Source organism: Paucibacter sp. PLA-PC-4, assembly GCF_026241155.1.
GTDB lineage: Bacteria > Pseudomonadota > Gammaproteobacteria > Burkholderiales > Burkholderiaceae_C > Roseateles_E.
This window is the reverse complement of record NZ_JAPFGP010000011.1, coordinates 67,745-81,330: the sequence shown is the minus strand read 5'-3', so window position 1 is coordinate 81,330 and position 13,586 is coordinate 67,745. Positions and strand designations below refer to the sequence as shown.

At 64.8% G+C, this 13,586-nt stretch carries 12 protein-coding genes; 5 read left to right on the top strand and 7 right to left on the bottom strand.

What is annotated here, in order from left to right; translation table 11 throughout:
* Window positions 1-5: 5 nt before the first annotated feature.
* The 4 genes from OOZ63_RS17600 to OOZ63_RS17585 form a co-directional block, all read right to left on the bottom strand.
* Complete coding sequence (locus OOZ63_RS17600) at window positions 6-1,760, bottom strand: hypothetical protein (RefSeq protein WP_266006895.1); 1,755 nt, start codon at window positions 1,758-1,760, stop codon at window positions 6-8.
* A 57-nt stretch (window positions 1,761-1,817) separates the two neighbouring features.
* On the bottom strand, window positions 1,818-2,840 hold the full coding sequence (locus tag OOZ63_RS17595; protein WP_266006894.1) for a TolB family protein: 1,023 nt from the start codon (window positions 2,838-2,840) through the stop codon (window positions 1,818-1,820).
* Window positions 2,841-2,951: 111 nt separating this feature from the next.
* A complete protein-coding gene (locus tag OOZ63_RS17590; protein ID WP_266006893.1) occupies window positions 2,952-3,128 on the bottom strand; it encodes a hypothetical protein in 177 nt (58 codons plus the stop codon).
* Window positions 3,129-3,573: 445 nt separating this feature from the next.
* Entirely contained in the window at window positions 3,574-5,184 is a 1,611-nt protein-coding gene (locus OOZ63_RS17585) for an ABC transporter permease (protein ID WP_266006892.1), read from the bottom strand.
* Window positions 5,185-5,291: 107 nt separating this feature from the next.
* Here OOZ63_RS17585 and OOZ63_RS17580 point away from each other — a divergent pair, with 107 nt between their 5' ends.
* The 5 genes from OOZ63_RS17580 (at window position 5,292) to rocF (ending at window position 10,814) form a co-directional block, all read left to right on the top strand.
* The gene (locus tag OOZ63_RS17580) at window positions 5,292-6,395 is read left to right on the top strand and encodes an ABC transporter ATP-binding protein (RefSeq protein WP_266006891.1); all 1,104 of its coding nucleotides are present in this window, start codon (window positions 5,292-5,294) and stop codon (window positions 6,393-6,395) included.
* Between the two features lie 200 nt (window positions 6,396-6,595).
* Window positions 6,596-8,029 (top strand): S41 family peptidase, encoded by a 1,434-nt coding sequence (locus OOZ63_RS17575; RefSeq protein ID WP_266006890.1) that lies wholly within the window; start codon window positions 6,596-6,598, stop codon window positions 8,027-8,029.
* Window positions 8,030-8,100: 71 nt separating this feature from the next.
* Window positions 8,101-8,865, top strand: a complete 765-nt coding sequence (locus OOZ63_RS17570; protein ID WP_266006889.1) for a HesA/MoeB/ThiF family protein — start codon at window positions 8,101-8,103, stop codon at window positions 8,863-8,865.
* Window positions 8,866-8,977: 112 nt separating this feature from the next.
* On the top strand, window positions 8,978-9,865 hold the full coding sequence (locus OOZ63_RS17565; protein ID WP_266006888.1) for a TIGR00730 family Rossman fold protein: 888 nt from the start codon (window positions 8,978-8,980) through the stop codon (window positions 9,863-9,865).
* Window positions 9,866-9,893: 28 nt separating this feature from the next.
* Window positions 9,894-10,814: an arginase gene (rocF, locus tag OOZ63_RS17560; protein WP_266006887.1), complete on the top strand. Its 921-nt coding sequence runs from the start codon at window positions 9,894-9,896 to the stop codon at window positions 10,812-10,814.
* A gap of 276 nt (window positions 10,815-11,090) precedes the next feature.
* On the opposite strand, the gene OOZ63_RS17555 is transcribed toward rocF, so the two are convergent.
* The 3 genes from OOZ63_RS17555 to OOZ63_RS17545 all read right to left on the bottom strand — a co-directional run bounded on the left by OOZ63_RS17555 (window position 11,091) and on the right by OOZ63_RS17545 (window position 13,568).
* A complete protein-coding gene (locus OOZ63_RS17555) occupies window positions 11,091-11,594 on the bottom strand; it encodes a MarR family winged helix-turn-helix transcriptional regulator (protein WP_266006886.1) in 504 nt (167 codons plus the stop codon).
* Window positions 11,595-11,646: 52 nt separating this feature from the next.
* Complete coding sequence (locus OOZ63_RS17550; RefSeq protein WP_266006885.1) at window positions 11,647-12,648, bottom strand: hypothetical protein; 1,002 nt, start codon at window positions 12,646-12,648, stop codon at window positions 11,647-11,649.
* 89 nt (window positions 12,649-12,737) lie between these two features.
* A complete protein-coding gene (locus tag OOZ63_RS17545; protein WP_266006884.1) occupies window positions 12,738-13,568 on the bottom strand; it encodes a DUF429 domain-containing protein in 831 nt (276 codons plus the stop codon).
* Window positions 13,569-13,586 lie beyond the last annotated feature (18 nt).

Here is a 13,586-nt window from a genome sequence, read left to right as displayed (position 1 = left end):
CCCCATCAGGGCGCGCACTGCGGCTTGCTGCACTTCATCACGCACATACGCACGTCGTTGATGGTGATCTTGTTGTCGCCATTGGCGTCTCGCGCATCGCCCGCCGCCGGGGTCTGCCCGATGCTGCTGCGAATCGCGTTGACATCGCTGATGTCGATGGCGCCGTTTTGGTCGATATCGCAGCTCTGGTTGGCACTGTTGATCGTCAAGTCATAGAGGATCGGCGACTGATTGCTGTCGTTGGCAATCAGCCGAGTGCGAACCTGAAGATACCGACCACTGCCTGTAAAGCTCGCGTTCTTGCTGATCGGCACATAGGGCTGCAGATCAAGAGACGCGGCCACATCGGCGCTGCGCGTGGAAACTTCGACCGCAGCGCCGCTGGGCACCGTGTCCGTCCAGTTCACCTTGCCCCAGGGCGTCGCACTGGCGCCACTGTCATAGACGACGGTCCATGTGCCTTGCTTGTTGTTGGTGGTGTTCTTAGTGGTCAGGCCCGAGCCGTCGGTGTAGACGTAGGGAAACGCACCGGTGGGAAACACACCCAGTGAAGCCCCGTCCGTGCCGCGGTACTTGGAGACGTTGTTGCTGCTGATATTCATGACCCAGACGTCGTTATTGCCGTCGACCATGACCCCGTACGAATAGGACGCGCCGGGCTGAGGCCCTTTCTGCCAGAGCAGCGTGCCATCGGGTGAAAATTTGGCCACGCCACTGGTGTCGGTTGACAGGATGTTGCCCGCGCCATCCACCGCGATGCCGGAACCGGAATACGACACTGTCGGCGGCCTGCTGAAGGTATTGGTCGCCGGGTCGAAGGCAGTCCATGCATTGCCACTCAGATTGGCCTGGTAGATCTTGCCGTTGCCTTGCGCAATGCCGTAGTCATAGCCGAAGGGGTTGGGGAAATTGCTGGCCGCACCGGTGTTGGTATCCACCCGCCCCAAGCCGCCCGATCCCAGCGTGGCACTCCACAGCACACCGTTCTTGTCCACGGTGCAGCCATAGGGGTTCCAGCCACTGAGCTGCACATACTGGCCACCCACACCGCCGACGACAGCGGCTTGGCTGCCATCCGTCGGGTTGACCCGGAAGTAGCGCGCCTGATCCCACATGCCGACCCAGAGCTTGCCGTCGGGAGCAATGCACAAGGCCCGGCCAAAGGTATTGCCCGCCGATCCGATGCGCTGGGCCCAGGCCACGCGCTCATCGCCAAGACCCGCGTTCGTGTTGGCCGACATCGGCTTCATCTCGGCCGCCGTGATGACCCCGTTGTTGTTCAGGTCCGATGAGCTGTCGATCACGCCATTGCTGTTGCGGTCCACCGCCGTGTCGACAAGGACCTTGACCAGCAGCGGCGGCTGGCCCGAGCCGGGTTCGCGATTGAGCACATAGGCATTGCCATCGACATCGATCGCGATGCGCGATGGATTGCCGCCTACCCCGCTGCCCAGGGGCCCCGCATAGGTCTTGTAGCGCGCAACTTCCTTGTTGAGTTCGGTGTCGTACTTGGACACCGAATCCTCATCATGGTTGGCAATGAAGATGTACTTGGATCCAACCCCCACCAAGTTGAGCTGAAGCTGGTTGCTATTGGGCGCGGTGAAATTGACATTCTCAAGAATCCCGAGTGAGAAGTCGGCGTCCAGCGTGTAGGTCTTGCTCGCAGCGTTCGCGCCCAGGGCGAGCATGGCAAGGCTGAGGAGACTAAGCTTGCCGATGCAAGCGGAGCCGGTGAGGATGCGATTGTGGGTTGTCATAAGACCTCCATCTGGCATGTCTTGCCGGTAGGGCTGGTTGTCGCCGGGTTGATGTTCTTACTTCGTGCTTGCCAGTTGCACGCGTGGTCGGCTGCAGCACATGGCAATGCCGGTGTCGTAGCTCTGATCGGTCGACAACTGCCGGACCTGCCGGCCCTCGCTGTCTGAAGAAAAAATCTTGCCGCCGCCGGCCAAGAATTTCACAAAGAAGATGCGCTGGCCGTCCGCAGACCAACGCGCCAGCAGATGCTCGGCACCGTCGTCGGTGAGCCGCTGAGGCTCATTCGCGCCACTGACCTTGATCGTGTAGATGTCCTGCCGAGAGGCCCCGTCACGCAGGGCCAAAGTCAGCAGCCGCGAGCCATCGGGCGACCACTGCGGATCGTTGTAGCGGCCCTTGCCGCTGGTCAACGCTTGCTTGTCGGTGCCGTCCGGCGACATCAGATGGATGTGGTTGCTGCGATTTTTGCTGACGGTATAGGCAAGGCGTTTGCCATCAGGCGACCAGACCGGGCCCTGCTCGGCCGCAGTGGGAGGCTCTGCACTGAGCAGCCGAGACGCCCCGGAGCTCAGATCCAGCACCTTGATCTGTGGCATGCGGGGATGCTTCAACACGACATAGGCCAGGTGTTTTCCGTCCGGAGAAAACGCCGGCCCGGCCTCCTCCTCGTCGGACGCGGTCAAGCGCTTGAGATCGCTGCCATCCGCCTTCATGAGGTAGAGCTTGGCGCTCTTGTCCATGAAAGAGCGAAAGGCGATGAAGCGACCGTCGGGGCTCCACACCGGTGAGCTGTTCAACACCTCACCCTGGGTCAGCCGGCGAACATCCCCGCTGACCAGGTCCGCGACGTGGATCTCGACACCGCGGCCGCGGCTCGCCGTGAACAGCACCTTGCTGCCGTCCGGCGACCAGCTCACCTCGCCCGCTTCCATAGGCTCCTGCGTCAGCCGCTGCGTCTGGGAGCCGTCCGGCCGCATGCGGTACAGCTGAAACAAACCTCCTGCGCGATTGGAGGTAAAAACGATGTCGTCCGGCCCCGCCTGGGCAGCCGCCGCCGCCAGGGGCAGGCAAGCCAACAAGACAAGGCTGCATGCAGCGGCCAGTCGAGGCAAAGTCCTCAGCTTCATCACTGTCTCCTTGCAAATCTTGAGGTACGGCCCGCCCACAGGGTCGGGCCGGCGCGGGACGCGTCAGGGGCGCGCGGTCACCACCGCCGTGGCCAGCGAGCGGCCGGCGCTGTCCGTCACAGTCAGCGCGTGCACGCCGGTTGCGGCCGGCACGAAGCTGTAGCTGAGCGCGCCCTCAGGCGTGGCCACTGCGCTGAAGCCAGCCTCTGCGCCGCCGGGGCGTTTGACCAGGACGGTCAAAGCGGCGTTGGGGACAAAACCTTTGCCCATAAAGACGGTGGCCTGTGAGACCTTGCCGACGGACGGTCCGCTGAAACTCGGAGCCGCCAGCGCTGCGCTCGAAACTGACAGCGCCGCACACACAAGCAAAGCGTTCAGGGGTCTGCAAAATCGGCTCAATCCGGAAGAAACAGAATCCGACAGTTGGGGCATGGCGCGTCTCCGTGATGCTTGTCTCGGACCGGGTTGTATCCCCCGGGGTTGCCACCATTCTTGGTAACAAAGCGATTCATCGCAATGCAAGCCGCCCCGCCACGGGCGCCCAAATACCCCTCAATCAGGGGACAAAAAACGCATGACCCCTAGGTTGAATAGCAATTCTCGGAGGTAAAGCTAATGCAAGTCAGTCTCACCCTGATTCCCCAGGACAAGCGGCACAGAAAAGCGGCAGAGAAAGCTCGCCGGATCAGGACCTGCGCATCGCCCGTGACAGCATGATCACGGGGATCAGCCCGACCAACACGATAGCCAGCGAGGGCAGCGCAGCCTCGCCCAAGCGTTCATCGCGCGCCAGCTGGTAGGCAACAACGGCCAAGGTGTCGCTGTTGAAGGGCCGCAGCACCAGGGTGGCCGGCAACTCTTTCATCACATCGACAAACACCAGCAGCGCGGCAGCCCAGGCCGAGCGCGCCAGCAAGGGTGCATGCAGTTCGAGGAACATCCGGGTGCGCGAGGCGCCCAGCATGCGAGCCGTCTCGTCCACGGTCGGCGAGATGCGGGCATAGCCGGCCTCCAGCGACTGCAGGGCCACGCCGGAGAAGCGCACCAAATAGGCATACATCAAGCCGGCAATGGTGCCGGTCATCAGGCTGGTCAAACCCAGCTGCGGCCAGCGCTCCTGCAACCAGCCCAGCGGCAGCAAGATGCCGATCGCGATCACCGCGCCCGGCACCGCATAGCCCAGCGACACGATGCGCGTGCTGACGCCCAGCAGGGCCGAGCCCGAACCGCGCACCCGTGCGAGATAGGCCAGCACCAGCGCCAGCAAGACCGCCAGCAAGGCGGCCAGACCGGACAGCTTCAGACTGCTCAGGCTCCATTGCACAAAGCGCGCCAGCGGCAAGCCCAGTTCGGCGTGCAAGGCCTCCTGCCACAGCAGTTGCAAGAGCACCAGCACCGGTACGACAAAGCCCAGCAGGATGGGCAACGCGCACAGCAGCACGGCCGCCAGCGCTGCACCCCCATGCAGCGGCAAAGGACGGGCCTCGGCCGCATGCAGCGCGCCGCTGCGGCTGCTGGCAAAACGCAGCTTGGCCTGCGCACGCCGCTCCAGCCACAGCAAGGCGCCAACCGCCAGCAGCAACACCGAGGCCAGCTGCGCCGCGGCTGTCTTGTCATTCATCACCAGCCAGGCCTTGTAGACACCGGTGGTCAAGGTGGTGAGTCCGAAGTAGGCACCGACACCGTAGTCGGCCAGCGTCTCCATCAGCGCCAGCGCGATGCCGGCGGCCAGCGCGGGACGGGCCAGCGGCAGCGCGACCTCGCGCACCCGGCGCGCGGTGCCAGCGCCCAACATGCGTGCCGCCTCCATCAAGGCCACGCCCCGCTCGCTCAGCGCCGTGCGGGTCAGCAGGTAGACGTAAGGGTACAGACACAGCACGAACAGGCCCACCGCACCGGGCAGGCTGCGCACATCGGGCCAGAGCGCGCCCTGCGCGCCGGTCAGCGCGCGCAGCCAGGTCTGCAAAGCCCCGCTGTACTGCAAGGCATCGGTATAAGCATAGGCGGCCACATAGGCCGGCATCGCCATGGGCAGCAGCAAACCCCACTCAAAGAAGCGCCGGCCCGGAAAGTCGAACAGGCTGACTGCGGCCGCCGTCGCACCGCCGATCAGCGCCACACCGATGGCCACGCAGACCGACAGCACCAAGGAGGCCCAGGCGTACTCGGGCAGTACGGTCTGTAACTGATGCTGCAAGATGGCCAGCGCCTGCGCATCCAGCGCCAGCCAAGAACCCAGAATGCCCAGCACGGGCACGGCCAACAAAAGGCAGACAACAGTGATCAGGCGCAGCATGCGGGTGGTTGGCGCGGACGCCAACGCGTGGCAGGCCAGCTCTTGATATCGATCAAACGAGAACGATGCGCATTCGAATGCGCATTCCAGCCCGGTATCATAGGTCCATGTTTCTCGCACTTGATCAGGTCGGCCTGCGCTATCCCGGCGCCGCCGGCGGGCCCGCCGGCAAGGCGGCGGTGGACGGCGTCTCGTTCGGTCTGGCACGCGGCCAGATCGGCGTGCTGATCGGCCCCTCAGGCTGCGGCAAGACCTCGCTGCTGCGCAGCATTGCCGGGCTGGAGCGGCTGCACAGCGGCCGCATCCTGATCGATGGTGAAGCACTGGCCGATGCGTCCACGGGACTGCACCTCGCCCCCGAAGCGCGCCGCATCGGCATGGTGTTCCAGGACTACGCCCTGTTCCCGCACCTCTCGGTGGCCGACAACATCGGCTTCGGCCTGCGCCACCTGGCCCGTGAGCCGCGCCAGCAGCGCATCGCCGAGGTGCTGGATCTGGTTGGCCTGGCCCACGCAGCCAAGCGCGCCCCGCACCAGCTCTCCGGCGGCCAGCAGCAGCGTGTCGCGCTGGCACGGGCGCTGGCCCCGTCGCCGCGCCTGCTGCTGCTCGACGAGCCTTTCTCCAGCCTCGACGTGGATCTGCGCGAGCATTTGTCCCAGGAGCTGCGAGGCATCCTGCGCGCCAGCGGCACCACGGCGCTGTTCGTCACCCACGACCAGGGCGAGGCCTTCGCCATCGGCGATGTCGTCGGCGTGATGCAGCATGGCCGGCTGGAGCAATGGGACGAGTCCTACAGCGTCTACCACCGCCCGGCCACCCGCTTCGTTGCCGATTTCATCGGCCACGGCGTGTTTGTTTCCGGTCGCATCGTCCAGGGCAGCACCGACCCGGTGGTGCAGACCGCGCTGGGCGAGCTCAGCGATGCCGGCGAGTGCGCACTGCCCTCGGCCTACCCGGGCGGCGAGTGCGAGGTGCTGTTGCGCGCCGATGACATCGTGCATGACGACGACGCGCCGGTGAAGGCCCGGATCGAGCGCAAGATCTTTCGGGGCGCCGAGTTCCTCTACACGCTGCGCTTGTCCAGCGGCGAGCAGTTGGTGGCCCATGTGCCCTCGCATCACAACCACCAGGTCGGCGAGTGGATAGGCATACGCGCCCATGTCGACCATGTCGTGACTTTCGGCAGACCCAGCCCAGTTGCCGCAGAGTAGCCCTGAGCAAACTTGTGTAAAGCGGCGGTATTTAGACGCAAAGAACCCTTGAATGCGCCGAAATAGCCCAGCAAATGGGGGCCTCTACCAAGGCTTGCTGTCGAGCAGCACCCTATACTCGCTGCAAGGTCTTCGCTTCTGGCTTAGTCTGTGGCGCAAGCTCTGAATGGCTGTACTTCACCGATAGGACACACCGCATCATGGGTGCCAAACTTAAAGTAGCAGGCTGGGTCGCGTTGGGCGCCCTGGCTGGCGGAATGACCACGATGCAGTTGCAGGCCAACGCCCGCAGCAGCCTGTCACCACTCCCGCTGGAAGAGCTGCAGCAGCTCGCAGCGGTGTTCGGCATGGTCAAAAGCGACTATGTCGAGCCGGTCGATGAGAAGAAGCTCATCAACGACGCGATTGCCGGCATGGTCTCCGGACTCGACCCGCACTCGCAGTTCTTCGACAAGAAGAGCTTCAAGGAATTCCGCGAAGGCACCAGCGGCCGCTTCGTCGGTGTCGGCATCGAGATCGGCATGGAAGATGGCCTGGTCAAGATCGTCTCGCCGATCGAAGGCTCCCCCGCCTTCCGCGCAGGTCTGAAGAGCGGCGACCTGATCAGCCGCATCGACGACACGCCGGTCAAGGGCCTCGGGCTCGACCAAGCCGTCAAGCGCATGCGCGGCGAACCCAACACCAAGGTGCAGCTGATGATCTTCCGCAAGGCGGAGAGTCGCAGCTTCCCCGTCACCATCACCCGCGAGGAAATCCGCGTGCAAAGCGTGCGCGGCAAGGTCGTCGAGCCCGGCTATGCCTGGCTGCGCGTCAGCCAGTTCCAGGATCGAACGGTCGACGACTTCGTCAAGAAGCTCGACGAGATCCTCAAGCAAGAACCCAATCTCAAGGGCCTGGTGCTTGATCTGCGCAACGATCCCGGCGGCCTGCTCGAAGCCTCGGTGGCGATCTCGGCTGCCTTCCTGCCCAGGGGTGTGGATGTCGTGTCCACCAACGGTCAGATCGCTGACTCCAAGGCGAACTTCAAGGCTGATCCCGACTACTACCAGCGTCGTGGCGGCACTGACCCGCTGAAGAAGCTGCCGGCGTCGCTGAAGACCGTACCCTTGGTGGTGCTGGTCAACGAAGGTTCGGCCTCCGCCAGCGAGATCGTCGCCGGCGCGCTGCAGGACCACAAGCGTGCCGTCGTGATGGGTGCGCAGACCTTCGGCAAGGGCTCGGTGCAGACCGTGCGCCAGCTGAGCCCCGAGACCGCGCTGAAGATCACCACCGCGCGCTACTACACGCCCAGCGGCCGCTCGATCCAGGCCAAGGGCATCGTGCCTGACGTCCTGCTCGACGAAACCGCCGAAGGCAATGTATTCGCCGCACTGCGCATGCGCGAGGCCGATCTTGAGAAGCACCTGAACAACGGCCCGGAAGAGAAGGACGAGGCGCGCGAGAAGGCCCGCGAGGAAGCCCGCCAAAAGCTCGAGGCTGAATACGCCAAGAAGAACGAGCCGCCCAAGCCGCTGCCCGAGTTCGGCTCGGCCGAGGACTTCCCGCTGGCCCAGGCGCTGAACCAGCTCAAGGGCAAGCCGGTGGCCGTCTCGAAGACCGCGACCGAACGCAAGGCCGAAGCCAAGATCGACTGAGCACGACCTGCACCTGATGAAACGGCCCGCTTCGAGCGGGCCGTTTGCATGGTCGGCGCTATGCTTGGCGCATGAACGATGAACAGCTGTTGCGCTACTCGCGCCATATCCTGCTGGAAGAGATCGGCATCGAAGGCCAGCAAGCCCTGCTGCAAAGCCATGCGCTGATCATCGGTGCCGGCGGCCTGGGCTCGCCGGCGGCGCTGTACCTGGGCACGGCCGGCATCGGCCGGATCACCCTGGTCGACCACGACACGGTGGATTTGACCAATCTGCAACGCCAAATCGCGCACAGCTTGGCGCGAGTCGGTAAACCCAAGGCCGAGTCGGCCGCCGCCGCGATCGCGGCACTGAATCCCGAGGTACAGGTTCGCACCGTGGCCCAGCGCGCCGATGGCGCCCTGCTGGATGAACTGGTGGCCGGCGCCGACGTGGTGCTGGACTGCAGCGACAACTTCGCCACCCGCCAGGCCGTCAACCGCGCCTGCGTCGCGCACCGCCGGCCGCTGGTCTCGGGCGCGGCGCTGGGCTTCGATGCCCAGATCAGCGTCTACGACAGCCGCAGCGCCGACGCCCCCTGCTACGCCTGCCTATTTCCGCCCGACGCCAGCTTCGAGGAGCAGCGCTGCGCCACGATGGGCGTGTTCGCGCCGCTGGTGGGCATCATCGGCAGCCTGCAGGCCGCCGAAGCCTTGAAGCTGCTGCTGAAACTGCCCGGCTTGACCGGGCGCCTGCAGATGCTGGAGGCGCGGAGCATGGACTGGAGCGAAATACTTGTGCACAAAGACCCGGCATGCCCGGTATGCAGCACAAAAACTCGATACATCTCCGAATAAACATCAGTCATTTCAGAAAAGTACGCAAGAAAATTCTCCGCAGCCTGACCTATGCTGCGCCCCGGGCGGCCAGACCGCCCTTCTCCAGACTGCCCGAGGGGCAGCTTTCCAGATGAACAAGCGCAATCAGCTCACCGCCCGCAATTTCCCCAGCGCCAAGGAAGAGGCCAAAGCCCTGGCCCAGTCGCCCCCGTCGGGCGACTATGACAGCCCGCAAAGCGCCTACCGCCTGGCCTTCACCGACACCGACTTCCTGCTGCGCGAGGACATGCGGCCGATCCGCATGCAGCTTGAGCTGCTCAAGCCCGAGCTGGTGCAAAACGAGCTGGGCATCAAGGCCACCATCGTGATGTTTGGCAGCGCCCGAATCCCCTCGGACGAGACTGCCCGTGCGGCACTGGCCCAGGCCAAGCTCGGTGGTGACGAGGCCCTGATCAAGCGTGCCGAAGTGCAGCTCAGCATGAGCCGCTACTACGAGGAGGCGCGCCGGTTTGCCCACATCGTCACCAAGGCCTCGATGGAGCGCACCAACCCGATCTATGTGGTCACCGGCGGCGGCCCGGGCATCATGGAGGCAGGCAACCGCGGCGCCTACGAGGCCGGCGGCAAGAGCATCGGGCTGAACATTGTGCTGCCGCACGAGCAACGCCCCAACCCTTACATCACGCCTGAACTGTGCTTCCAGTTCCACTACTTTGCGCTGCGCAAGATGCACTTCTTGATGCGCTCGGTGGCTCTGGTCTGCTTTCCCGGCGGCTTCGGCACGCTCGATGAGCTGTTTGAGACCATGACGTTGATCCAGACCGGCAAATGCCGGCGCCGTCCCATCCTGATGTTCGGCCGCGAGTTCTGGACCCGGCTGATCAACTTCGAGCTGCTGATCGAGACCGGCATGATCAGCCCCGGCGATGAGGAGCTGTTCCATTTTGTCGAGAGCGCCGAAGAAGCCTGGGAATTGCTGGCGCGCGAGTACGAACTGAGCCAAGCCGGCAGCACCTGACACAGCGAATCACTGAAAGAAAGACACCATGACCACACTCAGAGCCGTCTCCCTGATTGGCGCTCCCACCGATATCGGCGCTGGCGCGCGCGGCGCCAGCATGGGGCCCGAGGCCTTGCGCGTGGCCGGCCTGGGCGCGACCTTGGAGAGTCATGGCGTTGAGGTCCTGGACCGCGGCAATCTGCTAGGCCCGGCCAATCCCTGGCTGCCGCCGGTGGACGGCTACCGCCATCTGAGCGAGGTCGTGGCCTGGAACCAATCGGTCCACGAGGCAGTGCATGCCGAGCTCAAGCTGGGCCGCATGCCCATCTTGCTGGGCGGTGATCATTGCCTGGGCCTGGGCTCGATCAGCGCGGTGGCCCGCCATTGCCGCGAGACCGGCAAAAAGTTGCGCGTGCTGTGGTTGGATGCCCATGCTGACTTCAACACCAGCGCGCTGACGCCCAGTGGCAATATCCACGGCATGCCGGTGGCCTGCCTGTGCGGCTTCGGCCCGCAGGCCCTGATCGAGATCGGAGGTCAGGTCCCGGCCATCAACCCGAAATGGGTGCGCCAGATCGGCATCCGCAGCGTCGACGCCGGCGAGAAGCGCTTTGTCCACGAGCAAGAACTCGAGGTATTCGATATGCGCTACATCGACGAGATGGGCATGCGCCACACGATGGAGCTGGCCCTGGCGACGCTGGATGCCAACACCCATCTGCATGTGAGCTTCGATGTGGACTTTCTGGACCCCGAGATCGCACCGGGCGTCGGCACCACGGTGCCTGGCGGCCCGACCTATCGGGAAGCCCAGCTGTGCATGGAGATGATTGCCGACACCGGCCGCATGGGCTCGCTCGATGTGATGGAGCTGAACCCGGCCCTGGATGTCCGCAACAAGACCGCCGAGCTGGCGGTGGACTTGATCGAGTCGCTTTTTGGCAAGAGTACCTTGATGAGGAAATAAGCTTGCCCTGCCCCTGCGGGACAGATGGCAAGAGTACCTTGATGAGGAAATAAGCTTGCCCTGCCCCTGCGGGACAGATGGCAAGAGTACCTTGATGAGGAAATAAGCTTGCCCTGCCCCTGCGGGACAGATGGCAAGAGCACCTTGATGAGGAAATGAGCTTGCCCTGCACCTGCGGGACAGATGGCAAGAGCACCTTGATGAGGAAATGAGCTTGCCCTGCACCCCCCAGCGGGGTAGACGGCAAGAACACCTCCAGCCGGAAATGAAACCGCGCTAGGGCTCCAGCACAGCCAGCAGCGCCACCAGCCCGGCATCCAGTGCGCGCAGCTCGGCGGTCTTCAGTGGTGCCAAGATGGCATGCTCGTTGTCCACATGGGCAGCCACCGCGCGGTCGATCAGTGCCAGGCCTTCGGGCGTCAGCTGTACCAGCAGGCTGCGCGCGTCGGCCGGATTGGGCAGGCGCTGCACCAGGCCCGCGGCCTCGAGCCGCTGCATGCGATGGGTCATCGTGCCGGAGCTGACCATCAGCTGCTGGAACAGCGCCGTTGGTGCCAGACAAAATGGCGCGCCGGCCCGCCTGAGGGTAGCCAGCACATCAAACTCCCACGCGCTCATGCCGAAGCTGGCGAACACCTGATCCAGACGCTGTTGCAGCAAGGCAGAGCAGCGCTTGACCCGTCCAATCGTGCCCATCGGCGCCACGTCCAGATCGGGCCGCTCACGCCGCCACTGCTGCAGGATGCGATCCACCGCATCCGCTGGTTTCGCGAGGGTCACTGCCGGCTCCAACTGTCTTTATCTCGAGATTATCCCCGAGGACCTGCAGCGCTCAGGGCACGCGCAGCATGTCGCGCTCATTGACTTTGACCTGTCGCACATCGCCGCCCTGCTGCGCGTAGGTGAGCGTCAACGTCTTGCGTCGACCGGGCGCAGGATCGCTGCCGGCCAGGCTGTTGTCCACCCGGAGTTCCAGGCGATTGCGGCGCACCAGCTCGCGCAGGCGGTCGCTGACATCCACGGTATTGCTGCCGTAGCCATAGCGGGCACTGATGATGCGCAGCCGCATGCCGCCGGCCTGTGGCTCATCACCATCATCACGGCCTCCGCCCCAGCCACCGCCCCAACCGCCCTGGCCCCAGTCCCCACGGCCCCAGCCGGTGAACTGCGCGCCGTCGACGAGTGAGCCTTCCTTGTACTCGAAGGTGCGGTTGCGGCCATCCTTGCCCCGGGTGTAGATGCGCAGCATCTTGGTACGGCCGGGGTCGGGGTCGGCACCGAAGGTGTCGTTGCCCATGCGGAAGCTGCGGTCGCGGCGCGCCAGTTCCTTCAAGCGCTGCGTCACATCGATGTGCTTGCGCGAAGTGCCGTAGTTGGCCTGCAAGATCTGATAGTCGCCGTCGTCGTCGCGCCCATGCGGACGCCCGCCGCCGGACGGGCTATCACCCCAGCCGCCCGACCAACCGCCGTGGCCCCAGTCCCCGCGCCCCCAGCCGGTGAACTGCGAGCCGTCCACCTGGCTGTACTCCTCGTACTCGAAGGTGCGCTGCTGGCCGTCACGCCCGCGCGCAAAGATGCGCAAGGTCTTGCGGCGCCCCGGGTCGGGATCGACGCCAAACACATCGTTGACCAGCTTGAAGCGCCGGTCCTGGCGGGCCAGTTGCTTGAGCTGCTGGGTGACGTCGACATGGTGCTGCGCCGTGCCGTAGCGGGCCTGCAGGATCTGGTACTGACCATCGTCGTCGCGATCCCGCTGCGCGCTCGCAGTGGCGGCCAGCACCAGCATCAGCACCAGTGCGGTCCAGCCCTGGCGCAAAAATGTTGCAAGACTCAAGTTCTGCTCCCTTTATGAGTTGACTCATCAACGCCGCAACCGCAGGCGCGGTTGTCCGCCACAACGCGTCGGCCTTGTTTGAATTTGTTTCAGGCGCTGGTGATCCAGCCTTCGAGCGGATCGATCGCCGGCGGCAGGCCGTAGCCCTCGCGGTCCTGCGCCCAGGCCGCCTGCATCAGGCACAGCACCGCATCGAGCCGGTCGCCGCTTGCGTCGGCCACCAGCGCATCGCGCTGCGCATGGCTGAGCTTCAGGCGCAGACCCAGCCGGCTGCGTCCCTGCTCCAGCGCTTCGAGCAGGTCCTTTCGGGCGATCAGGCGCTCGTCGCTTTGCTTGGCCTTGTCGTCGCTCTTGTACGAGCGCCGCGCGATCAGCTCGCGCGCCAGCAGGCCCGGATAGGCCTCCAGCGCGACACGCTTGGCATCACCCGGATGAAGGCCAGGCAGATGCACACCGGCGCCCAGCAATAGCGGCACACCGGCATGCAGCATATAAGCCACCGGCGGGTTGACCCATTTCATCGATGGCGAAGCGCCGGCCGGTCCGTCGGTGGCGCGGTGGGCAAACTTAGCGCCGACCGGGCGCGCATCGCAGAAGGCCGCAAACTGAGCCCGGATCTCGGCGCGCGTCAGCGCCGCGTAGTGCGCGATCAGCGCCGGCCATTGCTGCGGCCAGTTCAAGGCATGCACCAGCTCACGCGGCAGACCGAAAGGAAAGTCAAAGCCGCCCAGCCAGGGGCCGGGGCGCTGCAGGAATTCACCGAAAGCCGGCAAGCTGTCCAGCGCCTGCAGCCGCTCCAGCAGCAAGACCTGGCCCCGGCGCCGGCCCAGCGCAACGGTGATGGGTTTGCGCCGGGTCGGCGCGCTGCTGAAATCGACGCCCAGCAACAAGGGATCGGCAAGAGGGGCGCTAGAGTGCATGGTCAGCACTGTAACCAG

Bases quoted from the DNA above. Each gene is read 5' to 3' on its own strand.
- OOZ63_RS17600 (WP_266006895.1), bottom strand. From the start codon at position 1,760: ATGACAACCCACAATCGCATCCTCACCGGCTCCGCTTGCATCGGCAAG.
- OOZ63_RS17585 (WP_266006892.1), bottom strand. From the start codon at position 5,184: ATGCTGCGCCTGATCACTGTTGTCTGCCTTTTGTTGGCCGTGCCCGTG.
- OOZ63_RS17580 (WP_266006891.1), top strand. From the start codon at position 5,292: ATGTTTCTCGCACTTGATCAGGTCGGCCTGCGCTATCCCGGCGCCGCC.
- OOZ63_RS17575 (WP_266006890.1), top strand. From the start codon at position 6,596: ATGGGTGCCAAACTTAAAGTAGCAGGCTGGGTCGCGTTGGGCGCCCTG.
- OOZ63_RS17570 (WP_266006889.1), top strand. From the start codon at position 8,101: ATGAACGATGAACAGCTGTTGCGCTACTCGCGCCATATCCTGCTGGAA.
- OOZ63_RS17565 (WP_266006888.1), top strand. From the start codon at position 8,978: ATGAACAAGCGCAATCAGCTCACCGCCCGCAATTTCCCCAGCGCCAAG.
- rocF (WP_266006887.1), top strand. From the start codon at position 9,894: ATGACCACACTCAGAGCCGTCTCCCTGATTGGCGCTCCCACCGATATC.
- OOZ63_RS17545 (WP_266006884.1), bottom strand. From the start codon at position 13,568: ATGCACTCTAGCGCCCCTCTTGCCGATCCCTTGTTGCTGGGCGTCGAT.